24 protein-coding genes and 1 pseudogene are annotated in these 24,857 nt (G+C 63.6%); 15 read left to right on the forward strand and 10 right to left on the reverse strand.

Going from position 1 to position 24,857, the window contains the following annotated elements; translation table 11 throughout:
* Positions 1–752 precede the first annotated feature (752 nt).
* A complete protein-coding gene (locus AC3WJD_RS05395; RefSeq protein WP_492745224.1) occupies positions 753–1,088 on the forward strand; it encodes a hypothetical protein in 336 nt (111 codons plus the stop codon).
* A gap of 21 nt (positions 1,089–1,109) precedes the next feature.
* Here the strand turns inward: AC3WJD_RS05395 and AC3WJD_RS05400 are convergent, their stop codons facing one another.
* Positions 1,110–2,093, reverse strand: coding sequence for an NAD(P)H-quinone oxidoreductase (locus AC3WJD_RS05400; protein ID WP_492745226.1), 984 nt, complete (start codon positions 2,091–2,093; stop codon positions 1,110–1,112).
* Between the two features lie 95 nt (positions 2,094–2,188).
* Between AC3WJD_RS05400 and AC3WJD_RS05405 the strand changes: the two genes are divergently transcribed.
* The 3 genes from AC3WJD_RS05405 to AC3WJD_RS05415 all read left to right on the forward strand — a co-directional run bounded on the left by AC3WJD_RS05405 (position 2,189) and on the right by AC3WJD_RS05415 (position 6,688).
* Complete coding sequence (locus AC3WJD_RS05405; protein WP_492745228.1) at positions 2,189–2,386, forward strand: DUF1192 domain-containing protein; 198 nt, start codon at positions 2,189–2,191, stop codon at positions 2,384–2,386.
* A gap of 138 nt (positions 2,387–2,524) precedes the next feature.
* Positions 2,525–4,846, forward strand: a complete 2,322-nt coding sequence (gene clpA / locus AC3WJD_RS05410) for an ATP-dependent Clp protease ATP-binding subunit ClpA (RefSeq protein WP_492745230.1) — start codon at positions 2,525–2,527, stop codon at positions 4,844–4,846.
* Positions 4,847–4,984: 138 nt separating this feature from the next.
* Positions 4,985–6,688, forward strand: a complete 1,704-nt coding sequence (locus AC3WJD_RS05415) for a sensor domain-containing diguanylate cyclase (protein ID WP_492745231.1) — start codon at positions 4,985–4,987, stop codon at positions 6,686–6,688.
* Positions 6,689–6,728: 40 nt separating this feature from the next.
* On the opposite strand, the gene AC3WJD_RS05420 is transcribed toward AC3WJD_RS05415, so the two are convergent.
* Positions 6,729–7,286, reverse strand: coding sequence for an OmpA family protein (locus tag AC3WJD_RS05420; RefSeq protein ID WP_492745233.1), 558 nt, complete (start codon positions 7,284–7,286; stop codon positions 6,729–6,731).
* A 156-nt stretch (positions 7,287–7,442) separates the two neighbouring features.
* Between AC3WJD_RS05420 and AC3WJD_RS05425 the strand changes: the two genes are divergently transcribed.
* The 4 genes from AC3WJD_RS05425 (at position 7,443) to AC3WJD_RS05440 (ending at position 11,903) form a co-directional block, all read left to right on the forward strand.
* Positions 7,443–9,509 (forward strand): S9 family peptidase, encoded by a 2,067-nt coding sequence (locus AC3WJD_RS05425; protein ID WP_492745234.1) that lies wholly within the window; start codon positions 7,443–7,445, stop codon positions 9,507–9,509.
* Between the two features lie 81 nt (positions 9,510–9,590).
* Entirely contained in the window at positions 9,591–10,283 is a 693-nt protein-coding gene (locus AC3WJD_RS05430; protein WP_492745235.1) for a type 1 glutamine amidotransferase domain-containing protein, read from the forward strand.
* 40 nt (positions 10,284–10,323) lie between these two features.
* On the forward strand, positions 10,324–11,208 hold the full coding sequence (locus AC3WJD_RS05435) for a dienelactone hydrolase family protein (protein WP_492745237.1): 885 nt from the start codon (positions 10,324–10,326) through the stop codon (positions 11,206–11,208).
* 53 nt (positions 11,209–11,261) lie between these two features.
* The gene (locus AC3WJD_RS05440) at positions 11,262–11,903 is read left to right on the forward strand and encodes a glutathione S-transferase family protein (RefSeq protein WP_492745238.1); all 642 of its coding nucleotides are present in this window, start codon (positions 11,262–11,264) and stop codon (positions 11,901–11,903) included.
* A 61-nt stretch (positions 11,904–11,964) separates the two neighbouring features.
* On the opposite strand, the gene AC3WJD_RS05445 is transcribed toward AC3WJD_RS05440, so the two are convergent.
* Positions 11,965–12,693: a Bax inhibitor-1/YccA family protein gene (locus AC3WJD_RS05445; protein ID WP_492745240.1), complete on the reverse strand. Its 729-nt coding sequence runs from the start codon at positions 12,691–12,693 to the stop codon at positions 11,965–11,967.
* Positions 12,694–12,814: 121 nt separating this feature from the next.
* On the opposite strand from AC3WJD_RS05445, the gene thpR reads away from it, so the two are divergent.
* Positions 12,815–13,351, forward strand: a complete 537-nt coding sequence (thpR, locus tag AC3WJD_RS05450; protein WP_492745241.1) for an RNA 2',3'-cyclic phosphodiesterase — start codon at positions 12,815–12,817, stop codon at positions 13,349–13,351.
* On the opposite strand, the gene AC3WJD_RS05455 is transcribed toward thpR, so the two are convergent.
* Positions 13,341–13,799 (reverse strand): low molecular weight protein-tyrosine-phosphatase, encoded by a 459-nt coding sequence (locus AC3WJD_RS05455; RefSeq protein ID WP_492745244.1) that lies wholly within the window; start codon positions 13,797–13,799, stop codon positions 13,341–13,343. The two genes, thpR and AC3WJD_RS05455, sit on opposite strands and share 11 nt — an antisense overlap.
* A gap of 70 nt (positions 13,800–13,869) precedes the next feature.
* On the opposite strand from AC3WJD_RS05455, the gene AC3WJD_RS05460 reads away from it, so the two are divergent.
* Positions 13,870–15,468, forward strand: coding sequence for a spinster family MFS transporter (locus tag AC3WJD_RS05460; RefSeq protein ID WP_492745246.1), 1,599 nt, complete (start codon positions 13,870–13,872; stop codon positions 15,466–15,468).
* 10 nt (positions 15,469–15,478) lie between these two features.
* On the opposite strand, the gene AC3WJD_RS05465 is transcribed toward AC3WJD_RS05460, so the two are convergent.
* Positions 15,479–16,039, reverse strand: coding sequence for a superoxide dismutase family protein (locus AC3WJD_RS05465; RefSeq protein WP_492745248.1), 561 nt, complete (start codon positions 16,037–16,039; stop codon positions 15,479–15,481).
* A gap of 134 nt (positions 16,040–16,173) precedes the next feature.
* On the opposite strand from AC3WJD_RS05465, the gene AC3WJD_RS05470 reads away from it, so the two are divergent.
* Genes AC3WJD_RS05470 through wecC form a run of 3 tightly spaced genes read left to right on the forward strand, consistent with a single transcriptional unit; the run spans position 16,174 to position 19,634 of the window.
* The gene (locus AC3WJD_RS05470) at positions 16,174–17,175 is read left to right on the forward strand and encodes a GDP-mannose 4,6-dehydratase (RefSeq protein ID WP_492745249.1); all 1,002 of its coding nucleotides are present in this window, start codon (positions 16,174–16,176) and stop codon (positions 17,173–17,175) included.
* Positions 17,176–17,209: 34 nt separating this feature from the next.
* Complete coding sequence (wecB, locus tag AC3WJD_RS05475) at positions 17,210–18,355, forward strand: non-hydrolyzing UDP-N-acetylglucosamine 2-epimerase (RefSeq protein WP_492745251.1); 1,146 nt, start codon at positions 17,210–17,212, stop codon at positions 18,353–18,355.
* A complete protein-coding gene (gene wecC, locus AC3WJD_RS05480) occupies positions 18,333–19,634 on the forward strand; it encodes a UDP-N-acetyl-D-mannosamine dehydrogenase (protein WP_492745252.1) in 1,302 nt (433 codons plus the stop codon). The genes wecB and wecC overlap by 23 nt, the downstream gene beginning before the upstream one ends.
* 9 nt (positions 19,635–19,643) lie before the next feature.
* Here wecC and AC3WJD_RS05485 read toward each other — a convergent pair whose 3' ends face one another.
* A complete protein-coding gene (locus AC3WJD_RS05485; RefSeq protein ID WP_492745254.1) occupies positions 19,644–20,642 on the reverse strand; it encodes a metallophosphoesterase family protein in 999 nt (332 codons plus the stop codon).
* A gap of 145 nt (positions 20,643–20,787) precedes the next feature.
* Here AC3WJD_RS05485 and AC3WJD_RS05490 point away from each other — a divergent pair, with 145 nt between their 5' ends.
* Positions 20,788–21,048 (forward strand): hypothetical protein, encoded by a 261-nt coding sequence (locus AC3WJD_RS05490; RefSeq protein WP_492745256.1) that lies wholly within the window; start codon positions 20,788–20,790, stop codon positions 21,046–21,048.
* A gap of 386 nt (positions 21,049–21,434) precedes the next feature.
* On the opposite strand, the gene AC3WJD_RS05495 is transcribed toward AC3WJD_RS05490, so the two are convergent.
* From AC3WJD_RS05495 to AC3WJD_RS05510, 4 genes and pseudogenes are all read right to left on the reverse strand, one after another.
* Positions 21,435–22,460, reverse strand: a complete 1,026-nt coding sequence (locus tag AC3WJD_RS05495) for an OmpA family protein (RefSeq protein ID WP_492745258.1) — start codon at positions 22,458–22,460, stop codon at positions 21,435–21,437.
* A 244-nt stretch (positions 22,461–22,704) separates the two neighbouring features.
* Positions 22,705–23,067 (reverse strand): DUF2793 domain-containing protein, encoded by a 363-nt coding sequence (locus AC3WJD_RS05500; protein WP_492745260.1) that lies wholly within the window; start codon positions 23,065–23,067, stop codon positions 22,705–22,707.
* A gap of 225 nt (positions 23,068–23,292) precedes the next feature.
* Positions 23,293–23,502 carry a hypothetical protein gene (locus AC3WJD_RS05505; protein WP_492745262.1) on the reverse strand — a complete coding sequence of 70 codons (210 nt, stop codon included), beginning with the start codon at positions 23,500–23,502 and terminating at the stop codon, positions 23,293–23,295.
* A gap of 95 nt (positions 23,503–23,597) precedes the next feature.
* Positions 23,598–23,804 (reverse strand): annotated as a pseudogene (locus tag AC3WJD_RS05510) (phage tail tube protein); the annotation flags it as partial.
* Positions 23,805–23,871: 67 nt separating this feature from the next.
* On the opposite strand from AC3WJD_RS05510, the gene AC3WJD_RS05515 reads away from it, so the two are divergent.
* A complete protein-coding gene (locus AC3WJD_RS05515; protein ID WP_492745264.1) occupies positions 23,872–24,174 on the forward strand; it encodes a hypothetical protein in 303 nt (100 codons plus the stop codon).
* Positions 24,175–24,857 lie beyond the last annotated feature (683 nt).

Consider the following 24,857-nt stretch of genomic DNA (forward strand, 5'->3'; position numbering starts at 1 on the left):
AGCCCAAACCGGCTCTTTTTCTTCAGCATTTTCAAAGAACTCCCCCCGAATTACGGACACGCATAGGGGGAAATTCCGACAAATCAAGGAGGAGACTGCTTGACCTCTGAGCAGTTCGTCGGGGGGTACACTTCAGGTCATGCTCGGCATCGCTGCAAAAATGAACAAATGGCTGCTCCACGGAACTGATTTGATTTTCTGCAAAAGACCAGTTTGGCGCTACCCCCATCGCAGGTCAGCTTGCCAACGGCTGCGTGCGCCGGGCGGGTTCAACCGGTCGGCGCAACACCATCTAATCTGTGTTGATGGAGGTGGCCGATGGTGACGTCCCGGACATGGTTCACATCGGAGCAGAAGGCTGAGCTGTGGGGCGCTCTCGCAGTGCCTGCGTTCGATCCTTCGGCGGGCCTCGGCGTCGCTCTTGCCATGCCCCTGATCGCAGAGGGATTTCTGATTGCGGGAAGGATCATCCCGTGCTCCGGAGGGATCCGTGCGACCGGCGAAACCGAGTGCCTGTATCGCCCGGCCACGAGCCGCAGCCTGGCCGCCAGAAGTCGCCCCTTTGCCGTCTGGCTCCGGCATGAAATTGGAGCTTCGCTGGAGGAATTCGAGGCATTCGCGCTTGAGAAAAATGCGATGCTTGCCCCGGGATAGCCGCCGATGTCCAGGCGCTCGCCAGGGTCGAGAGCGCCATCACCGGTATCCTGACCGCGATCGAGGACCGGTTCTACCAGCCCATAATGAAGGTGCGCATGGCCGAGCTCGAACGCGACAAGGCCGCGATCACCGCGCGCATGGCAGAAGCCCCGCGCGACATCCCCGATGTGCACCCCGGCATCGCCGAAGTCTACAAGCGTAAGTTCGCACGTCTGGTCGAGACGCTCCAGGCCACCGAAACCTTTCTCGACGCCTTATGCGACATCCGCGCGCGCATTGGCAGGATCGTGCTCAAACCCGGAGACCGGCGCGGCGAAATCCATGCCACGCTCCACGGTGCGCTGATGGCCATTCTCGACGTCGTCAACGATACCCCGCAACCCGAGACCGACCAAGTTATAACAAAGGTAGTCCCGCGTTCGCAGGAATGACGCGAGAGGCGCCGGGTTTGATCATATGCCCAGGGTCAGAACGATCTTGCCCACATGCTCGCCGGCCTCCATCCGCGCATGCGCCTTTGCAGCCTCGGCAAGCGGAAATACGGCATCGATGACGGGCTTCAAACTGCCTTCCTCGACAAATGGCCAGACCGAGCGCGCAAGCTCGTCGGCAACGAGCGTCTTGAACTCCACCGAGCGCGCGCGCAGCGTCGATCCCGTCAGCACGAGCCGCTTCATCATCACCGCGCCGATATTGATCTCGGCGGTAGCACCGCGCTGCACCGCGATGGAGACGTGGCGCCCCTCGGGCGCAAGGCACTGGAGGTTGCGCGGCACATAATCACCGCCGACCATGTCCAGTACAGCGGCACAACCCGCACCTTGCGTGAACTCGCTGACCGCGGCGACGAAATCCTGCGTCGTGTAGTTGATCGCAAGGTCGGCACCCAGTCCGAGTGCTGCGGCACATTTCTCGTCTGATCCGCAGGTGACGATCACCCGCAGCCCGAACAGCTTGCCCAGCGCGATCGCCATCGTCCCGATGCCGCTCGTCCCGCCGTGGATGAGGACGGTATCGCCCTCGACGGCATAGGCGCGCTCGAAAAGATTGGTCCACACGGTGAACAGCGTTTCCGGGAGCGCCGCGGCTTCGATCATCGTCAGCGCTTCGGGAACCGGCAGGCACTGGCCGGCGGGCGCGACTGCGTATTCGGCATAGCCTCCACCAGCGATCAGTGCGCAGACCGCCTGGCCGGGCTGGATATCGTGCACATCCTCACCCAGCGCGACCACTTCGCCCGCGACCTCCAGCCCGGGGACGGACGGGGCGCCCGGCGGAGGCGGATAGAGCCCTCGTCGCTGCAATAGATCGGGCCGATTGACACCCGCTGCCGCAACGCGGATCAACACTTCGCCGGCACCCGGCTGGGGCACGGGGCGTTCGACCGGCTTCAGCACCTCCGGTCCACCCGCCATCTCGGGGTCGATCGCGATCATTTTTTCCGGCAACGCAGACATATAATCCCCCACTGCGGGCAACAGCCGCCGCGCGGTTTATTGACAGCCAGACGGTTTCGGTCAACGCTTGTCATATGGATCTGGACGAACTTTTTGCGAAGCGGCCGGGCGAACCGCTTGCAATGCTGGTCAAGGAAGACCTCGATCGGCTCTCGATTGACGAGCTGAAACTCAGGATCGAGGCGCTGAAAGGCGAAATCGTGCGCGTCGAGGCAAAGATCGCGAGCGCCACCAGTCACCGTGCCAGCGCCGAGGAACTGTTCAAGCGATGAACGCCGCTGCACCGCGATACGCGAACCACGCGATATTTTCCGGTGCAATGAGCCTGTCCTTGATCAAGCGTTCAGCACTTCCGACATATACGGAACCGGGGACGGGCGTATCCGTTGCCCCGCATGGAGTAGACTGAAATGCCGTCATTCGCCAACGCGCTCGAAAAAACGCTGCACAAGGCGCTCGAGGCCGCGTCCAACCGCCGACACGAATATGCGACGCTTGAGCACCTGTTGCTCGCGTTGATTGACGATGAACACGCTAGCCAGGTGATGGGCGCGTGCGGGGTAGACCTGGGTGAACTTCGCGATGCGGTGACGACCTATCTCGACGGCGAGCTCGACGCGCTGAAGGTCGAAGGCGAGACCGATCCCTCGCCTACCAGCGGCTTCCAGCGCGTCGTCCAGCGCGCGATCCTGCACGTCCAGTCTTCGGGCCGCGACGAAGTGACCGGCGCGAACGTGCTCGTGGCGCTGTTCTCGGAACGCGAGAGCTACGCCGTCTATTTCCTCCAGCAGCAGGACATGAGCCGTCTCGACGCAGTCAGCTATATCAGCCACGGCGTCGGCAAGGGCACCGCTATCCCCGAGCAGCGCGAAGTGAAGGGCGCCGAGGAAGAGAAGAGCCAGAAGGCCGATCCCAAGCAGAAAAGCGAAAGCGCGCTCAAGCAGTTCACCGTCGATCTCAACGAGAAGGCGAAGGCGGGCAAGGTCGATCCGCTGATCGGGCGTTCGGCCGAGGTCGATCGCACCGTGCAGATCCTGTGCCGTCGTTCCAAGAACAACCCGCTCTATGTCGGCGATCCCGGCGTGGGCAAGACCGCGATCGCCGAAGGCCTCGCGCGCAAGATCATCGAAGGCGATGTGCCCGACGTGCTGAGGCCCGCAGTCATCTATTCGCTCGACATGGGCGCGCTGCTCGCGGGTACGCGCTATCGCGGCGATTTCGAGGAGCGGTTGAAGGCCGTGGTGACCGAGCTCGAAAAGCTCCCCCACGCGATCCTGTTCATCGATGAGATTCACACGGTGATCGGCGCGGGGGCCACCTCGGGCGGCGCGATGGATGCGTCGAACCTGTTGAAGCCCGCGCTGTCGGGCGGGACGATCCGCTGCATCGGCTCAACGACCTACAAGGAATTCCGCAACCATTTCGAGAAGGACCGCGCGCTGCTGCGGCGCTTCCAGAAGATCGACGTCAACGAGCCGACGATCGAGGACACCGTGAAGATCCTCGCAGGCCTGCGCTCGGCGTTCGAGGAGCATCATAACGTCAAATACACCCCCGACGCGATCAAGGCAGCGGTGGACCTGTCGGCGCGCTACATCAACGACCGTAAGCTGCCCGACAAGGCGATCGATGTGATCGACGAGGTCGGCGCGATGCAGATGCTCGTGCCGCCGTCCAAGCGCAAGAAGACGATCACCCCCAAGGAGATCGAGGCGGTTGTCGCGACCATGGCGCGCATCCCGCCCAAATCGGTCTCGACCGATGACAAGGCGACGCTCGCCAATCTCGACACCGACCTCAAGCGCGTCGTATTCGGGCAAAACAAGGCGATCGAGACGCTGTCCTCCGCGATCAAGCTCAGCCGCGCGGGGCTTCGCGATCCCGACAAGCCGATCGGCAACTATCTCTTCTCCGGCCCCACGGGCGTCGGCAAGACCGAGGTGGCGCGCCAGCTTGCGTCGATCATGGGCATCCCGCTCCAGCGCTTCGACATGTCCGAATATATGGAACGCCACAGCGTTTCGCGGCTGATCGGCGCGCCTCCGGGCTATGTCGGCTATGATCAGGGCGGCCTTCTGACCGACGCGGTCGACCAGCAGCCGCATTCGGTGCTGCTGCTCGACGAGATCGAGAAGGCGCATCCCGACCTGTTCAACATCCTGCTGCAGGTGATGGACCATGGCAGGCTCACCGATCACCACGGCAAGACCGTCGATTTCCGCAACGTCGTCCTCATCATGACGACCAACGCGGGCGCCTCGGACATGGCGAGCGAGGGCATCGGCTTCGGCAACATCTCCAAGGAAGATGCGAGCGAGGAAGCGGTGAAGAAGATGTTCACCCCCGAATTCCGCAACCGCCTCGATGCGATCGTGCCCTTCGGCTATCTGCCGCCCGAAGTGGTCTCGCGCGTCGTCGAGAAGTTCATCCTCCAGCTCGAGCTCCAGCTGGCCGATCGCAACGTCCACATCACGCTCGACGACGAAGCCAAGGCGTGGCTGACTGCCAAGGGGTATGACAAGCTCTATGGTGCGCGCCCTATGGGTCGCCTGATCCAGGAAAAGATCAAGCAGCCGCTCGCCGAGGAACTGCTCTTCGGCAAGCTGGTCCACGGCGGCGAGGTCCGCGTCCACATGAAGGACGAGGCGCTGGCCTTCGAGGTGACGCCCGCTGCGCCCAAGAAACCCAAAAAGGGCGGTGGCAAAAAGGCCGAGCCGGCCAAGGCCAAGTAAGGCGGAACGCAAGATAATGAGGCAGGATCGTCCAAGCGATCCTGCCTCTTTTTTGATGCCGACCGCGTCCCATTTGCGCCAAAGCGTTGATCTGCGGGCATTTGGTTAACCCGTTCTTTTCCGTTTGATGCTACCGCCATGATCATGGTTTCGCGATCCGGATCATGGCTGGGCCGCAGCCTCACGGCGATGCTTGCGCTGCTGGCCGTGCTCATCATCAACCCGGCCGCGGCGCAAGCCGATGCGCGGATCCGCCCCACACCCTGCGTGTATGCCGATGGCGGCGCGCTCACCCAAGCCGATATATTCAACGGCGCGGTCGCGCTCGATTGCAGCAAACGCCAGACCTGGCACGGCAGCGGCAACTTCTGGGTCCTGCTCAGCGGCTTTTCTGCAGTCAGCCGGGCCGAGGATCCGCTGGTATTGAGAACCGCGAGCGTATGGCAGGACGCCGTAACACTCCAGATCCGCTATGCTGACGGCTTTACCGCGCAGACGGCGGCGACTTCGGCCACGACTTCGCGACGGATCCGCCCCGGCGCCCTTATTCAGTATGACCTACCCGTCAGGAATATGCCCATCACGGCCATCGTCGCGCATGTCGAGGGATCCGCGAATGTCCGCGGTATATTATTCTCCCCCGAAATCCTGACGAAAAGCGAATCCGCTCGGCGCGATCTGGGGCTGACCGCGCTCTATGCCGGCTTCCTGGGTATTTGCCTCGCGTTGCTCTGCCACAATCTTGTGATGTGGACGGTGATGCGGCGCCGCTTCCAGCTCGCCTATTGCGCGATGCTGCTGGCGATGATGGGCTATGCCTTCTCGTCCTCGGGCGCGCTTGCCTGGGTCTGGCCGACGATCGACAACAACGACCGTCTGCGCCTCAATTACGGGCTGATCACGCTTGTCGTGATCGCTGCCATTGCCTTTGTGCGCCATTTCTTCGAGGCCCGCATCCTGCCGCGCTCGCTCATCCGGCTGACGCGGGTGGCAACCGTGCTTTCACTTGCGGCAACGACAGCGGTGGTTGCGCTCGCACCCTGGCGGATCGCGATGCTTGACACTGCCAATTCGGCCGCGCTCAGCCTCCTCCTGTTCTGCGCAATCCCGATGATCGCGTTTGCGCGCATCCGACGGAGCCGCTTTCTCAATCTCTTACTGATTGCCTGGGCCGCACCCTTCATCTTCGCGGTGGTGCGCGTCATCGCCAATCTCGGCCTGATCCCGCCCGCCTTCTGGATCGACAACAGCACGCTGCTGGCAATGAGCGCCGAGGCACTGCTCAGCGCGATCGCGATCGCCTATCGCATTCGCCTGCTCAGTGACGAGCGCGACAGCGCGCGCGCGAGCGAAACGCTGGCGCGGCTCATCGCCGATACCGATCCCGTCACCGGCCTGCCCAATCGCCGCGCCTTCCTGACGACGGTGATCGGCGGAGAGCAGCCCCAGCGGCTGCTGCTGCTGCACATAGACGGATTCCGGGAAATCAATGAGCGGCTCGGCCATGACGGTGGCGACGAGGTGCTGCGGATCGTCGCACAGACACTCCAGCATTTCGCGCAGCGCGATGTACCGCTCGCCCGGCTCGGCGGCATCGAGTTCGCGCTGCTGGTGCCCGTGCAGTCGGCCGAGTCCTTCTCCCCCGCGGTGTTGCTCGAACGAGTGCGCAATGCCCGCATGCCGGGTAGCGTCCGGGTGACGGTCAGCATCGGCATCGCCGAAGGATCCGTCGCCACCGAGGACGACTGGATCGCGCTATACCGCGATGCCGACCGTGCCCGGTCGCGCGCCAGCCGCGATGGTGGGGGTCGCTTCCGCATCAACCTGGCGCACGCGGTCTGAAGCGTTCTGCGCGGCGCCGCGAGCCCGCCCCAGGCCGCGGCTATTTCGCGATGACGATCAGCTCGATGCGGCGATTGCGCGCGCGCCCCTCGGCGGTGTCGTTGCTCGCGATCGGCTGGGTCATGCCCATGCCGCGCGTTTCGATCCGCTGCTCGGGAATGCCCGCGCGCGTCAGCATTTCCTTGGCCATGATCGCACGATCCTCCGACACCTTGAGGTTGTCCTTGGGGTCCCCCGCACCATCGCTATGCCCGACGATGCGCAGCCGAACGGCCGGATAGGATTTGAGCAGCTGAACCAGTTCGGGGACCATTGCGCGCGTTGCCGGTGCGGCAGTCGATGACCAGTCATCGAATTGCTGACCGCCGATTTCGAAGCTGCGAGGCGCCGGATCTGTCGACCTCAGATAGTCCGCCAGTTTCTCGCCCGTCGAACCGGGTTCGACCGTGATCGTCGCACCGTTTGGGAGGCCGATCAGCCGGCTTTGCACATTCGCGGCGGGCGGCGCGATTGGTGCATCCTGTTCGGCCTTGTCCTGCTGCCCGCACGCAGCAAGCGCCAGAATGGAGGCGCAGATCATTGATTGGCGCAGCAGCATGAGAGCCTCCCGGGGGCGCGAGGGGTCCAACTTTAAAACCGACTATCACGCAGCCGCGTCCGCGTGACAAGCCGCCTGCCAGGCTCTTGAACTTGTGAACGAAACTCGCATTGTGGGGCATCGCTCACCTTCCGGAGTGCCCGAATGCCGCGCCACATGCTGTTACAGACGCTTCTGCTCGCTGCCGCTCCGCTGCCCGCCGCGGCTGCCCCCGCCACAAGCCCTGCGCGTTACCTTGAGGGCAAGGACCTGTTCGGGCTTGAAGCCGCGGCCGATCCGCAGATCCGGCCCGACGGCGCGGTGATCGCCTATGTTCGGCGCTCCAACGATATCATGACCGACCGGGCGCGTTCGACGATCTGGCTGGTCGACGCGCGCACCGGTGCGCAGACCCCGCTCGTGACCGGCCCGGGCGCACACAGCCAACCGCGCTGGTCGCCCGACGGCAAACGTATCGCCTATGTCTCGACCGCCGATGGCGGTGCGCCCCAGCTCTTCGTCCGCTGGATGGACAGCGGCGCCACCGCGCGCATCACCGGCCTGCCCGACAGCCCGAGCAGCATCAGTTGGTCGCCGGACGGCGCGCGCATCGCCTATGTGATGAACGTGCCCGACGACGGCATGACGCTGGGCAAGGCGCCCGCAAAGCCCGACGGCGCCAACTGGGCGCCTCCGCTCGAGGTGATCGACAAGGTCGTCTATCGCAACGACGGCGGCGGCTATGTGAAGCCGGGCTTCGACCATATCTTCGTCGTCTCGGCCGATGGCGGGGCTCCTCGCCAGCTGACCTTCGGCGCCTTTCACGATGGCGGTCCGCTATCGTGGACGCCCGACGGCCGCCAGATCCTGTTCAGCGCCAATCGCGGCAAGGACTGGGAGCGCGAGCCCGCCAATTCGGAGGTCCACGCGCTCGACGCCGAGAGCGGCGCGATGACCGCGCTCACCAGCCGCTATGGCCCCGACGGTGCGCCGCAGGTGTCGCCCGACGGCCGCCAGATCGCCTATATCGGCTATGACGACAAGCTGCTCGGCTACCAGAACGCCGAACTCTACGTGATGAACCGCGACGGCAGTGGATCGCGCTCGCTGACCCGCTCGCTCGATCGCAGCATCGACAAGGCCCTCTGGGCGCCCGACGGACGTGCCATCTACGTCCTGTATGACGATCACGGTATCAATCGCGTCGCGCGTGTCGCGCTCGACGGCAAGCTGACCACTTTGGCGACCGGTCTTGCCGGCAGCGAACTCGATCGCCCCTATAGCGGCGGCGACTTCAGCGTCGCGCGTGGCGGCACGATCGCGTTCACCAGCGGTTCGGCGCTTCGCCCCGCAGACATCTCGGTCTCGAACGGAGGCAAAAGCCGCAGACTGACCCGGCTCAACGAGGAACTGCTCGGCGCCAAGGCACTGGGCCAGGTGCGCGAGTTGGCGGTCAAGGCACCCGACGGCCGCACCGTGCCCTCCTGGATCGTGACGCCGCCAGACTATGCGCCGGGCAAGCGCTATCCACTGATCCTCGAGATTCATGGCGGCCCCTTCGCCGCTTATGGCCCTGCCTTCTCGACCGACGCACAGCTCTATGCGGCTGCGGGCTATGTCGTGCTCTACACCAATCCACGCGGATCAACCTCCTATGGCGAGGAATTCGCCAACCTGATCCATCACAAATATCCCGGCGACGACTATGGCGACCTGATGGCGGCGGTCGACGCAGCCATCGGCGAAGGGCTGGCCGATCCCGACAATCTGTTCGTCACCGGCGGCTCGGGCGGCGGCGTTCTGACCGCGTGGATCGTGGGCAAGACCAACCGCTTCAAGGCGGCAGCGACGCAGAAGCCCGTGATCGACTGGACCAGCTTCGCGCTCACCGCGGACATGACGCCGTTCTTTGCCAGATACTGGTTCGGCAAGCTGCCCTGGGAGGACCCGATGGCCTATTGGAACCGCTCACCGCTGTCCTTGGTCGGCAACGTCACCACGCCGACGCTGGTTGTGGTCGGCAGCGAGGATTACCGGACACCGGTGAGTGAGGCAGAACAATATTATTCGGCGCTCCAGCTTCGCGGCGTGCCCACAGCACTGGTCAAGGTGCCGGGCGCGAGCCATGGCAGCATCGCTGCACGGCCTTCGCAGTCCGCCGCCAAGGCGTCTGCGATCCTCGACTGGTTCGCGAAATATCGCTCAAAAACCGCCGGAGCCCCGATTGCCGCGCCTGCACCCTGAAGCCGGAACCGGTCAGTTTGCCGCGCGTTTTCGGCGCGTGCTGCGTGCCATCGCGCTGCACGCCCGGATAGGGGTCCCGCCATGAAAATTCTCATTGTGCTCACCTCGCACGACCGGCTCGGCGACACTGGCAAGAAGACCGGCTTCTGGATCGAGGAATTCGCCGCGCCCTATTATGTCCTGAAGGATGCGGGTGCGGACATCACGCTCGCCTCACCCGCCGGCGGGCAGCCACCGATCGACCCCAAGAGCTACGAACCTGACAACCAGACCGAATGGACACACCGGTTCGATCGCGATGAGGACGCGAGGGCCCAACTGGCGACCACTTTGAAGCTTGCGGATGTCGACGCCAAGGATTTTGACACGGTCTTCTATCCGGGTGGGCATGGGCCGATGTGGGATCTGCCCGACAATCCCGACTCCATCGCGCTGATCGAGGCGTTCTGGAAGGCGGGCAAGCCCGTGGGTCTCGTGTGCCACGCGCCCGTCGCACTCGTGAATGTGCGTGATGAAAGCGGCGAGTGGCTGATCAAGGGCAAGCGCGTGACGGGCTTCACCAACACCGAGGAAGTTGCGGTGGGTCTCGAAGATGTCGTTCCCTTCCTGCTTGAGGACAAGCTCAGGGAGCGCGGCGGAATCTTCGGCAAGGCGTCCGATTTCGCGCCGCATATCGAGATAGACGGCCTGCTCCTCACGGGGCAGAATCCGGCTTCATCCGAAGCGTGCGCACAGGAACTGCTGAAGCTGATCCGGACCGCCGAGTTGATCTGAACGCGGCGCGGCGCAGCATCGGCGCATGGAGGGAAGATGCATGATCGACAAGGCTCTTCGCGCGCAGGCTATCGCGCTCTATGACCGCTATACGCATGAAGGGCTCGATCGACGCGCCTTCATGGCCGATCTTACGCGGCTCGCCGGCAGCGCCGCGGCCGCCAACGCATTGCTGCTCGCGATCGCCGCCGACCCCGCCGCCGCGACGATCGTGCCCGCGGACGACAAAAGGCTGATCGTCCGCAAGGGCCCCTATGACCTCGGCCCGGGCGAAAGCATGACCGGCTATTTCGCTAAACCTGCGACGGCCAAGGGCAAGCTGCCCGCGGTCATGGTCATCCACGAAAATCGCGGCCTCAACGCGCATATCGAGGACGTCGCGCGCCGCTTCGCGCTGGCGGGCTATTTCGTGGTAGCGCCTGATTTCCTGTCCACATGGGGCGGCACACCGGCCGACGAGGACAAGGCGCGCTCGATGATCGGCAGCGCCGATCTCAAAAAGGTCATCGCACAGGGCGTGGCGACGATCGCAAGGCTGAAGACGCTGGAAAACACCAGCGGGAAAGTCGGCGCCGTCGGCTTTTGCTGGGGCGGCGCATTGACCAATCAGCTTGCGCTTGCTGCGGGCAAGGAGCTCGATGCCGCGGTCGCCTATTACGGTCCTGCACCCGCACCCGCAGAAGCCGCGCGGGTCGCGACGCCGTTGCTGCTGCACTATGCGGGGAATGACGCGCGCGTGAACGGCACCGGCGAGCCCTGGGTTGCTGCGCTCAAAAAGGCGGGCAAGCCCGTCGAGAGCTTCACCTATCCCGGCGTCGAGCATGCATTCAACAATGATACCTCGAGCGCGCGTTACAACAAGGATGCGGCCGATCTCGCATGGGACCGCACACTGGCCTTCTTCAAGCGCAATCTGGCCGCGTGACGCAGCACTCTGTTCCCGCTATGTTCCACGCTTGATTCGCAAGGAGATTGGCCATGTCAAAGGAACTCGTTTTCTATACCAATCCGATGTCGCGCGGCCGCGTCGCCCGCTGGATGCTCGAAGAGGTGGGCGCCCCCTACCGCACCGAGCTGCTCGATTATGGCACGACGATGAAAGGGGCAGAGTATCTTGCGATCAATCCGATGGGCAAGGTGCCCGCGATCCATCATGGCGACACCGTCGTCACCGAATGCGCGGCGATCTGCGCCTACCTGGCCGACGCCTTTCCTGAGGCTGGGCTCGCCCCTCCGCCCGCCGATCGCGGCGACTATTATCGCTGGCTGTTCTTCACTGCGGGCCCGCTCGAGGCCGCGATCATGGATCGCACGCTCGGCGTAGACGTTCCCGACGACAAGAAGATGATGGCCGGCTATGGCTGTTACGACGACGCGGTGAACGCGCTCGAGCGCGCAGTCACGGGCAAGCACTATATCGCCGGTGACCGGTTCAGCGCCGCCGATGTCTATATCGGATCGCACGTCATGTGGGGTACGCAGTTCGGCACGCTGCCAAAGCGCCCTGCCTTCGAAGCCTATGCCGCCGGGCTCGCCGGGCGTGCAGCGCATGTTCGCGCGAGCCAGCTCGACGACGCCGCGATGCCGCAGCAACCGGCGCAGCCACAACCTGCCGTCTGACAAAAAAAGACCCGGCAGCCTCGGCTGCCGGGTCGGCCTCGGTTCGGAAATTCCGTCGAAACTATTCGCGGCTGCCCAGGAAGCTGAGCAGGAACTGGAACATGTTGATGAAGTCGAGATAGAGCGAAAGCGCGCCCATGATCACGGTCTTGCCGAGCATGTCAGTGCCCGCGACATAGGCGTACATCGACTTGATGCGCTGCGTGTCATAAGCGGTCAGGCCCGCAAAGAGCAGCACGCCCAGGAAGCTGATCACCAGCGCCATCGTCCCCGACTGGAGGAAGATGTTGATGACCGACGCCACGATCAGGCCGACCAGGCCCATGATCAGGAAGGTGCCGAAGCCCGACAGGTCCTTCTTGGTCGTGTAGCCCCACAGGCTCAGTCCTGCGAAGGCCGCCGCGGTGGCGAAAAAGGTCTGTGCGATCGAGGGCCCTGTATAGACGAGGAAGATCGTCGACATCGACAGGCCCATCACCGTCGCGAACGCCCAGAAACAGGCCTGCAGCGCGAAAGTCGACAGACGGTTGAGGCCGAAGCTCATCACCATGACGAACGCCAGCGGCGAAAGGATGATCAGCCAGCGCAACGGCGTTGCAAACACCGCGGCGGCCATCCCCGAGCTGGCAAAGAGCAGCGCCACGATGCCCGTCAGCAGCACGCCCGATGCCATATAGTTGTAAACCGAAAGCATGTAGGACCGCAGCCCCGCATCGAATGCGGCATCGCGTGCGCCGGCTTGCGCCGGGAACCGCGCGGCTGTCGTCCGGGGGTCAGACCAGTTTGCCATTTGAAATCGTCTCCTTTGGCCGGCCAATGGGCCGGGTGGTGCCAATATCGGTTGAAACAGGTGCAGATTCAAGGAAAACCGGACACGATTAACCACTGATCTTCTGTTACAAATTATTTCCATGCACCGCCTTTTCGTCGCCATACGGCCGCCGGCCGCGATCCGACACCGTCTTCTCGGCCTGATGGGCGGCGTTCCGCGGGCCAGGTGGCAGGACGACGACCAGCTTCACCTTACGGTCCGCTTCATCGGAGAGGTCGATCGTCACATCGCCGCCGACGTCGCGGCGGCGCTGGGCCAGGTGCGGCACCCGCCCTTCGAGATCGCGCTCGCGGGCATCGGAACCTTCGATCGCAGGGGCCGGACCGACACGCTCTGGGCGGGCGTCGCGCCGCACGATCAGTTGACGCTACTGCACAACAAGATCGATCAGGCGCTTGCACGGATCGGTCTCGTGCCCGAGACGCGCGCCTATCTGCCGCATATCACACTGGCGCGCTTCAGCCGCGACACCGGCCGCATCGATGGCTTCGCCGAAAGCCATGGCGGCCTGTCGAGCGCCCCTTTTCCCGTTGCGCATTTCATGCTGTTCGAATCGACGCTGGGCAGCGAGGGCGCCCGCTACGACGTTGTGGAGCGGTACGCGCTCACGCCCTGAGCCGTGCGGCAAGGCAACGCGCGCCGGTAACGACATCGGCCCAGGTCACGTCGAAGCCCGCGTCGTCTCCATAATAGGGATCGCTCACCGCTTCGCCCTCGCGCCCGGCGACATGATCGAGCAGCAGGCTGATCGCCGCGGTGGCCTTGGCCGGCTGCATCGCGCGCAGATTGGCGAGATTGCTCTCGTCAAGCGCAACGATGTGATCGAAGCGCATGAAATCGGCCTGCTCGATCGGCCGTGCGCGATAGCCCGAAATGTCGATCCCGTTGCGCAGCGCCACCGCCTGCGCCCGGCGATCGGGTGCGTGCCCCAGATGCCAGTCGCCAGTGCCCGCCGAATCGACTTCGACATCGAGCCCCAGTCGCTCGGCTTCGGCGCGAAACGCCGCCTCGGCCAATGGCGAGCGGCAGATGTTGCCAAGACACACGAACAGCACCGATACCATGCGAAACTCCTTGGACAATTCGTCCGCCCCTGTAAGCTCCCCGCCGGATAACATAAAGGAGAGCGGGCGGATGGGTGGCAGGCTGTATCGATATTATGTGCTCGGCCTGCTGATGGTCATCTACGCCTTCAATTTCCTCGACCGCCAGATCATCACCATCCTTGCGCCATCGCTGAAGGACGATCTGGGATTGCAGGACGCGCAGCTGGGGTTGCTGTTCGGCACTGCTTTCGCGCTGTTCTACGCGCTTTTCGGCATCCCCCTCGCCAAGCTCGCCGACGGATGGCACCGGGTGAAGACGATCTCGCTGGGCCTCAGCTTCTGGTCGGGCATGACCGCGCTCAGCGGTTTCACCACGAACTTCGCGCAGCTCGGTGCGGCGCGCGTCGGCGTCGGGATCGGCGAAGCAAGCGCCTCACCCGCCGCCTATTCGCTGCTCCAGGACTATTTCCCCAGGGAGAGGCGCGCCACCGCGCTCGCCTTCTATTCGAGCGGCATCTACATCGGCGTAGGCGCGTCGCTGATCTTCGGCGGCGCAGTAATCGCCTATTGGGACACGCATTTCACGCCCGCGACGCAGCCCTTTGGTCTCGCGGGCTGGCAGGCGACCTTCCTCGCCTTCGGCATCCCCGGACTGCTGCTCGCACTGCTGATGCGCCTGACCGTGCGCGAACCCGTCCGCGGCGCGATCGACGGCCTTGCCAGCCCCGTCGATCCGCACCCTTTCCGCGCCGTTGCCCGCGAACTCGGCGCGATGTTTCCGCCCTTCTCGCTCGTCTCTCTGGCACGGGCTGCAACGACACGGGCACCGTTGCTCCGCAATGCCGTGATGCTCGTCGCAGTGATCGCCGGCGCCGCGGCGATCATCGCCTGGACTGACGGGCTTCTGCCCGCCCCGAAACGACCCGCGATTGCAATGCTTGGCGGGTTCACGATCACCACCAATGTCGTGCAGTGGACCGCGATTGCGATCGGCGCCTATTGCAGCTTCAGCTGGATCCAGTCGATCCGGCTGCGCGACCGTCCGACGGCCAGCCTGATCGGTAACGGCACCTTTGCGATGCTCTCTGTCGGCGGCGGGCTGATGTCCTTCGCCAGTTACGGCCTCTCACCCTTCCTCTATCTCTATGCGGTCAAGACCTTCGGGGTCGGGCCCGAGGCGGGCTACACGCTCGGCTGGATTCTCGCGATTGCGGGCGGGCTTGGCACCGTTGCCGGCGGTATGCTCTCCGACCGGGCGCGCAGGCTGCACCCTGCGGGTCGGCTCTACGTTGTCATCGGCGCGGCGACCGCGGCAGGCATGCTGCTCTGGGTGCAGCTAAATACAGCAAGCCTGACGCTGTTCTACGTGCTGCTCGGCCTCGTCAACTTCCTGCAGATCATGTGGCTGGGCCCCGTGGCAGCGACGTCTCAGGATCTCGTCCTGCCGCGCATGCGCGGCGCCGCGACCGCGGTGTTCTTTCTGGGCACCAACATCATCGGTCTCGGACTCGGTCCCTATGTCGTCGGGCTCGTCAGCGACGTGACCGGCGACCTGCGCTTCGCAATGCTCTCGGTATTGTTCATCCTGCCGGTGACGCTGACGCTGTTCGCACTTGCCAGCCGCAGGCTCCCGATGCTCGAGGCAAGCGTCGTCGATCGCGCACGCGCGGCCGGGGAGATCATCTAGCCGCGGAAATTCAGCCTGCGGTAAAGACCCCGCAGGCGATCCGCCCCCCGCTGTTGCCCGTGGGATCGGTCCTGAAGTCGTCGGGATTGGCATGGATGATGAGCGCCGCGCCGTCGTCGTCGAGCAGTCCGCCCGGCCCCGTCATCTTCGCGCCGTGCAGGTCGATGGTGAACGATCCCTGTCCGTCGGTGCCGATCAGCAGGTTGGGCAGGTCGCCCGCGTGCGCGCCCTGCGGATTGTCCTTGCCGTGCTGCTTGCCCGCAGGGTTCCAGTGCGCGCCCGCGCTCGCAAAGTCGGGCGCATCGCAGCGGCCGACCATATGGATGTGCGCCCCATGCGCCCCCTGCGGCAGCCCGGTGCCCGTCACCGTCAGCTTCAGCGCGTGGCCGACATCCTCGATGATCGCGCTGCCCCTGGCGCTGCCATCGGCCCCTTGCAGTGTCGCGCGCGCAGACGATGAGGCTGCGGCTGCGGACGTCTCCGTCGCCGCGTCATTGGCAGCACATCCCGACAGGCCCGTTGCCAGAATCGCCACGGCCAAACCCAATTGCTTCACATCATGTCTCAGCATCGCGCGCTCCTTCATTGCATTACCCGGCCTGTTCGGTCAGAAAGCGCCGGAAACAGTCAGAGTTCCCTCCCTAACATCCGAAACGCCTTGATGAAAATCGGGCAAGGGGGGCGGAGGGAGGGAGAAAGCACGAAATGACGACGACGCTCGTGACCGGCGCCGCCGGCTTCATCGGTTATCATGTCACCCGGTCGCTGCTCGCGCGCGGCGGCGCGGTGATCGGCATCGACAATATCAACGACTATTATGATCAGGCGTTGAAGCACGATCGCATCGCCGCGCTCGAACGGCTCAACAGCGGCCGCTTCACCTTCAAGCGTGTCGATTTCGCCGACCACGAGGCCTTGGAAGGCGCGCTGGACGGGGCAGAGTTCGACCGGATCATCCATCTCGGCGCCCAGCCCGGCGTGCGTTACTCGCTCCAGAATCCGCGCGCCTATATCCAGTCCAACCTTGTCGGCCATCTCAACCTGATGGAACTCGCGCGCCACCGCGGATCGAGCCATCTCGTCTATGCCTCGTCCTCGTCAGTCTATGGTAACAACGAAACGCTCCCCTTCCGCGTCGAGGACCGTGTCGACCACCCGGTCTCGCTCTACGCCGCGACCAAGAAGTCCGACGAGCTGATGAGCGAGACCTATGCGCATCTCTACCGCATTCCGATGACGGGGCTGCGCTTCTTCACCGTCTATGGTCCCTGGGGTCGCCCCGACATGGCGCCATGGATTTTCACGCGCAAGATACTGGCGGGCGAGCCCATCCAGGTCTTCAATCACGGCGATATGCGCCGCGACTTCACCTATATCGACGATATCGTCGCGGGTATCGTCGCCTGCCTGGACAATCCGCCGCCTGACGACGGACAGGAAAAGGCCGGCGGCAGCCGCGCGCCCCACCGGCTCTACAATATCGGCAATCATCGATCGGAAGAGCTGCTGCGCTTCATCTCGGTGGTGGAGGACGCGTGCAGCAGAAAGGCGGTCACCGAGATGATGCCGATGCAGCCCGGCGATGTGCGCGATACCTATGCCGATATCAGCGCGATCGAGCGCGACCTCGGCTACGCACCGACCACGCCGATCGATGTGGGCATCCCGCGCTTCGTCGAATGGTTCCGGGAATATCACGCGCGTTAGACGCTTCTTAAGGCCGTGGCGCTAGGGCGCAGCCATGAGTGCCAGCGTGAACAGCAAAGTGATCGTCGTCTTCGGCACGCGCCCGGAGGCGATCAAGCTATTCCCGATAATCCAGGCGCTGCGCGGCGAGCCCGGGATCGAGACGCGTGTCTGCGTCACCGCGCAGCATCGCGGATTGCTCGATCAGGTGCTCGAAATCAGCGGCATCGCGCCCGACATAGATTTGGACCTGATGCAGCCCGGCCAGTCGCTCGATGCGCTGACCGCGCGGCTGCTGACGGGGCTTGGCGAGGTCTATGATCGCGAATGTCCCGCGCGCGTCATCGTCCAGGGCGACACAGCCACCGCGATGATCGGCGCGCTCGCGGCCTATTACCGCAAGATCCCGGTCAGCCATGTCGAGGCGGGGCTCAGGAGCCACGACATCTATCAACCTTGGCCCGAAGAGGTGAACCGCAAGATCGTCGGCAGCATCGCGGATCAGCATTTCGCGCCGACCCCTACCGCCGCCGCCGCGCTGCTCAAGGAAAATGTCGCGCCAGACAGCGTTCACGTCACCGGCAACACCGTGATCGATGCGCTGCTCGCAACCCTCGCGCGGATCGAGGTCGAACCACGCTTCGCAGAGGGGCTGAACGACATTGCGGGGCGTTTTGCTGGCAAGCGCGTGGTGCTCATAACCAGCCACCGGCGCGAAAATTTCGGCGGTGGCATGGAAAATATCGCGCGCGCCATTTGCCGCATCGCGGAGCGCGACGACGTCGCGATCGTCTTTCCCGTCCACCCCAATCCCAATGTCCGCGCGGCAATGCACGGCCTGGTCGCCGATCGCCCCAATGTCGCGCTGATCGATCCGCTCGACTATCCGCATTTCGTGCGGCTACTGGGCATGTGCCACATCGTTCTCACCGACAGTGGCGGCGTTCAGGAAGAGGCGCCTGCGCTCGGAAAGCCGGTACTCGTCATGCGCGAGACCACCGAACGACCCGAAGGTGTCGCTGCGGGCACCGCCAGGCTCATCGGCACCGACGAAGATCGCATCGTTTCCGAAATATTTACGCTACTCGACGATGATGCCGCCTGGTCAGCCATGGCGCGCGCCCACAATCCATTCGGTGACGGGAAGAGCAGCCGGCGCATAGCTAGGATCGTCGCTGATGCTCTCGGAGCAAACCCCTAAAGTCGCAGTTCTCGGTCTTGGATATATCGGTCTGCCCACGGCCGCGGTGATCGCACGTTCGGGCTGTCACGTGCTAGGTATCGACGTCAATGCGGATGTCGTGGAAACCGTCGCTTCGGGCCGCATTCATATCGAGGAGGTCGATCTCGACGGACTTGTGCAGGGTGTTGTGGCGCGCGGGCTGTTGCGTGCCTCGACCCAGATCGAGCCAGCCGATATCTTCGTCATAGCGGTGCCCACGCCGTTCGAGGCCGATCACGCCCCCAACATCGCCTATGTGCTGAGCGCTGCAACCAGCATCTCGACGGTGCTGAAGGCCGGTGACACCGTCATCCTCGAGTCCACCTCGCCTGTCGGCACGACCGAAAAGGTCCGCGACCTCCTCGCCCAACTCCGCCCCGACCTCCGCATTCCTGGCAGAACCGGCGAGGCGGCGGATATCGCGATCGCCTATTGCCCCGAGCGCGTTCTTCCGGGCCGCATCCTGGTCGAACTGATCGACAATGACCGCTGCATCGGGGGCATTACTCCGCGCTGCGCCCGCAAGGCGCTGACTTTCTACCGCCGCTTCGTCCGGGGCCAGTGCGTGACGACAAGCGCGCGGGCTGCCGAAATGGTCAAGCTCACCGAAAACGCCTATCGCGACGTCAATATCGCCTTTGCGAACGAGCTATCCAGGGTTGCCGACACGATGGAGCTCGACGTGTGGGAGGTCATTCGCCTCGCCAACCGCCATCCGCGCGTCAATATCCTTCAGCCGGGCCCGGGTGTCGGCGGACACTGCATCGCGGTCGACCCCTGGTTCATCGTGCATGGCGATCCCGAGAACACCCCGCTCATCCGCACCGCGCGGGAGGTCAACGACGCCAAGACCGATCATGTCATCGCGCGCGCAATTGCAATGATCGACGATCTACCCGACGTCGCAGTGGCGTGCCTCGGGCTCGCCTTCAAGGCCAACATCGATGATTTCCGCGAAAGCCCCGCGGTCAAGGTCGCGGCGGAGCTTGCGAAGCGTTATGGTGAAAGGGTGCGGATCGTGGAACCCCACGCCAGCACGCTCCCGGCCGATTTCAACGGCACTGGCGCTGCGCTCGTCGATATCGACACCGCGATCGAAAGCTGCCCGATCTTCATCGTGCTTGTCGATCACGATGTCTTCCGGTCGGTGCCCGTCGACGAACGGGTCGACAAGATCGTTTATGACACACGCGGCATCTGGCCCGATCAGCCGCGCCGCGATGTCGTCTCCATCACGGGGCTCCGCCTCGCGAGTTGAACGCCTCCGTCAGCTGGTGGCGAGGAACCAGCATTGATCGCCCTCAAGCCCCACCGCGCTTAACCGGCCGGTTGCGTAAGCACCCGTATCCACGCCAATCCGGTTAGAGCGTCGTTCGATGGCATCGCTGATGCTGTGGCCGTGCACGACGACGCGGCCGTGCGCGCCTTGATGCCCGAGAAATTCCTCGCGGATCCATCGCAGATCCGAGGCCTTTTGCGCGTCGAGCGCGACGCCCGGCCGAATCCCGGCATGGACAAACACATAGTCGCCGATCTCGATCATGTCTTCGAACGATTCCAGAAATTCGAGATGTGCCGGCGGTACGCGCTGCGTCAAAACATCGGCCAGGTCCGCATATTCGAGCTCGTTATATTCGGCCTCGGTGATGCCATAGCTCGCAAGCGTCGACTTGCCGCCGATGCGGATGAGGAACTTTATGGACCTGGCATCGCCGCGTGCAGCGCGCAGGAACACTTCCTCATGATTGCCCAGCAGATAGCGAACAGGCCTTCCCGAATCGCGCAATTGCATCGCGCGTTCAACAACCCCCGCGGAATCGGGGCCGCGATCGACCAGATCGCCAAGAAAGATGATGAGAGTCTGTGCATCGTCGCGCGCCGCGTTATCGGAATCAATCTGTGCCAGAAGCTTGTCCAGCAGATCGAGCCGTCCGTGAATATCGCCGATGGCATAGACGCGTTGCTGGTGGGGGATGCGCGCGTCTGCGACTGCCTTGCTTTTGCGCGCCCATCGCGCGAGTTTCAAATGGAGCATCTCGTGTCTGTATCGGTTCCCGTTTGGAAGCGCGCTATAGTCGCCCTGCGCCGAATATGCACCCCCCTCCAGACGGCGAACGGTTGCACCGCGTCGCGGAGGCGGTGAACGACGAGCGCGCGCTCCTGCCGCGTGCCTGCCTGCAAACAACGCCCCACAACTGACTTTGTTCTGCGCTTCATTTGCCGCCCGCGCGCAACTCTTCGAATTTGATCGATACGAAACCGGCACGACGTCATTTTTTGTTAGCTTTTAAATGCCAAAGGCCGATCAGCAAGGGCATTACGATCGCGTTTTAGGGTTGTCATGGTTGCGCTGCTGTGGCATCGCACAACCCGAGTGTTGGAAGAGCCTGTAACGTTGTAAGGAGCTAACTATGCGTCTCGGTAAAATTACGATGGCGGCGGTGGCTGCGCTCGCGGTGTCGAGCACTCCCGTTCTCGCCCAGGTTGCGAGCCCCGCGTCGAAGCTGTCGGTCTCGGCCGCTGCCTCGAAGTCGGTCCGCACCGGTGCGGCTGTCGACCGCAAGAGCGAAGCTGCCGGTGGCGGCGTCATCCTCGCGGTTCTCGCCGCTGCTGCGGTGATCGCTGGCATCGTCATCCTCGCCGACGGTGACGATGAACCCGCCAGCCCCTGAGCTGACGGCGTAAAGCCAAAAGGAAATGGCGGCCTTCGGGCCGCCATTTTTTTTGCCTGATCAATGTGCCGCTTTGCGGAACACGGCTGCGGATCCAACCGTGGCGCCAGACCATGTTTCCATCGGCGCGAGCCTGGAGGAGCCATCTCGGTGGCCGCTTCCACCCGAACAGGCCTCATCATATTGCCGCGCTACGCGTGACAAACCAGCGCTCGCGCCCATCCTGGGCTGGTTCCCCAATGCCATCCGGAAAGCCCTCGCGCTTCTGAACAAGCGCATCTGCACAGTCATCGTGACGTGCCGGGCAATAAAAAAGGAGGCCGGCCAAATGGCCGACCTCCCATTTATTTCGTCGTGATACGCAACCCGAAGGCTGCGCCCACCACTTACATGCCCGAGCCGGGCCCGTAGGTGATTTCCACGCGACGGTTCTGCAGTTCGCGGACACCATCGGCGGTCTCGACGCGCGGACGGCTTTCGCCGAACGCTTCGGTCGAGATGACGCCCGCAGGGATGCCCTTCGATTCGAGATACGCCCGAACCGCGTCGTTGCGACGCTGCGAGAGACCGACGTTGTACTGGGCCGAGCCCGACTTGTCGGCGTGACCCGCCAGCATTACCTGCGCGTTGCCGCAATCCTGGTACGCGGTAACCGCGTTGTCGAGGATCGAAGCGGCCTCCGGCGTGATGTTCGACTTATCCCAGTCGAAGAACACGATGTACGGCCCAGGCGTGCACACTGCCGGCGGCGGAGGCGGAGCCGGCTCTTCACCACCGAAGTTGAAGATCAGGCTGCCGAGAAGGCTGTGCGAACGGAAGCGCGTGTTCACGTCGTTGCCCGCCGCATCAACGAGATCGACACCGCCCGCGTTGAAGAAGCGGTACTTCAGGCCGACATCGATGTTGTCGGTGAGCGGCGCACGCACGCCGGCAAGCGCCTGCCAGGCAAAGCCAGTGTCCGAATCATTGACGAAATCGCTGGGCGCGTTGAGGCCCCAGCTATCCGCCTTGACACGCGCGATACCGGCACCGCCGCCGATGAAGCCCTGAAGGCCATCATCGTCGCCGAAGTCGACCAGCGCGTTGACCATGAAGCTCAGCGCGTTGCTCGAGCCACCGACGGTGTTGTCGCCGAACGCCGGGGTCTGGATACCATCCAGCTTGGCGCCCTTGTAGCCGATCTCAGCCTCTGCGCGGAAACCACCGAAGTCATAACCGATGATACCATCGAAGTCATAACCCCAGCCGTGATCAACCGTGGCGGCGTTATTGACGTCGTTGATGTCGAGATCCATGTCCTCGACAAGCATCGCGCCACCTTCCACGCCGACGTACCACGCATCATCTCGCGCCAAAGCGGGCGAGGCAATAGCCGTGGAGGCGAGTGCCATCGCTATGGCAAGCTTCCGCATAGTATTCCCCTTTCTCAGTTGTCACTCAGGACAGCGGTTTATTCACTACCCAATGCCAGGTCTCTGTGCAAGCCGCCAAATAGCCTTACATGTGGCTAAAATGTCGCACTTCTTTGCCATTGAGCACGCCTCAGAGAACCCCTTTTTGTCGATATTGTTCCGCCCAGTCCGTTGTCAGGCCGAAATTAATTCGTGCGCCCGCAAGACGCGAAGCACCACGCTCAACGCCGCGCGCGCTTGCTCGTCAACCACCCGCCACCGGCAGGTTCACCGATGGCCGGCTGCCGCCCGGCGAGGACTTGCTGACCTGCGATCCACACCCCGGCCACACGCGAAATTCTGGCCGACCAAGCCGCCGTCCAGCGAACTGCCCACAGCTACCGTCGCCCAGCCAGACGTGCATCCCCTCACATGGACTCTGGTAGCGCCAGCCACCCTCGGTCCAGCAGGCAAGCTGTCCCGCGCGCTCTGTCCACGCCTCCGTCGGGGCACTACCCAATATCCATAGCTGCCCCGCTGCGGGTGTCGCCGGCGGCGTCTCGCGACCAAGTTCTTCTGCCACCGGGCTGATCAGAAAATCTGCCAGTAAGGGAGGCTCATTGTGCATCAGCTCCTTCTATGCCTGTCCCGACCAAAGCAGTGGAAGCGCGTGACGAACGATCGTCGGGATGGTCGTGCGGGTCTCATCAGCCGAGTGATGCGGTTTTGGTTTCCGGTTTGGATGGCGCCAGCGAACACACCTGGGTCAGCACCAGTGTCAGAAAGTCCACACCCGCGCGGTCCGCAGTCACAGCCGCCGCAGGATAGGCATATTCGGCGACTTCACTCTCGATCAGGCGGACGACCTGCCGGCGCGCAGCTGGGCAATGCAGTAGAGCTCGCGCTCCTTGCCAAGCGGCGCGGCGATCGAGTCCACCCAGCCAGCCCAGCCGGCTGCGCCGAATCCAGCGGAGGCGGTACCCCCCGCCCTGTCGGGCTGCGCGGAAGCCGACGGCGCGGGCGCTCCGACTGATATGCCGCTCGGCAGGATCGTTTTCGTCACAGCGATCTCGTCACCCACCCCGCTGGCCATGATCCCGTTCTCGCTGCCCAGAACCGAAGCCGGAACGTCGACTGCGGCCAGCGTTTCGGGTTCGATACATGCGCGCCCGAATTCGACATCGATCGCACGCCCGCGCCCGATAGCGGCTTGCGCCGGCCGCCTGAGTCCTGCTGCGTGATCACCACCGCCTCGCCGTTGATCGACAGCTGCGTCGCACGCAGCCCCGCGACGGTCGCATAGACCGGCGGAACTGCAACGTTTCCGACCTTCAACAAAAAGGCACTTCCCTTTTCCGCGGGCATGTATCACCCTCCTGCCAGTCAAGTTCTGAGATTGGAATTCACCATGATTTCAATAGTGCTTGTCACAATGCTCTTGGCAGCTGCGAACCCGAGCGATCCGCCGCGCAAGGCCTATCTCCAGTGTCTCGATCAGTTCCTGCGCAAGAGCCTCGACGAAAAGATGAAGCCCGACGAATTCGAAAAGGCGTTGGCACCCGCCTGCGCCGACAAGGAGGGCGTGCTCAAGAAGGTCGCGATCGACTACGATGTGAAGGACGGCGTCGCGCGCCAGGAAGCCGAACAGTATATTTCCGAGGAAATTGGCGATTTTCAGTCAAATATCCGCATAATGTACCGCGAATATTTCGACACCAACACCAAGCCGGGTTGACGCAGCTTCACGGGCCGGGGGCATTTCGATCGCACGTACGCGATATTCGATCATCCCAACCCAGTCGCGCTGGCCGTCGCGCACGATGCAGCTGCGGAGAAGGGCGATGCTCGCGAGCCTCCCGCCGACGGCGTAGCGCCATGCCCTCGATCGCGCGCTCGGGCATCATCAGCAACCGGTGTATCCGCTGGTCGATGATCGTAACCGCAACGCGGACCTCGCGCCCGCGCGCACCCTCGGTCCCTCCAGTCCCCCGCAAGGCTTTCACCCAGCCGGATATAGGGCGGCGTCGCGCGCCGGCACCGTCACGCACATGCCGTTGGTCGCGCCGTAGAGCATCACAGGTCTTTGAGTGCATCCAGCATCGAACTGGCTCGACTTACGCCTCACGGCCAGCAATGTGGAGGTCGCGCTGATAGAATCTTCGCTTCGTAGGTGACCGCTTTCGGGCTCATACGATCATCCCGTGGATGACGATAAGATCGGCGGGTCTGGACCGTCCGGAATTGGATCGGTCACACGCGTCCTCGAACGGCAAAAATGTCGGGGTGGATTCAACTGGTCATCGCAACACCTTCTAATTTTGAAGGATGAGGAGGTGTGTGCTGGTGACATCGCGGGTTCATTTCACGTTGGCCCAGAGGGCGGAGCTGTGGGAACGCTGGAAGCGCGGAGAAAGTGTT

The organism is Sphingobium sp. FW306-1B-F04DB (assembly GCF_058781925.1).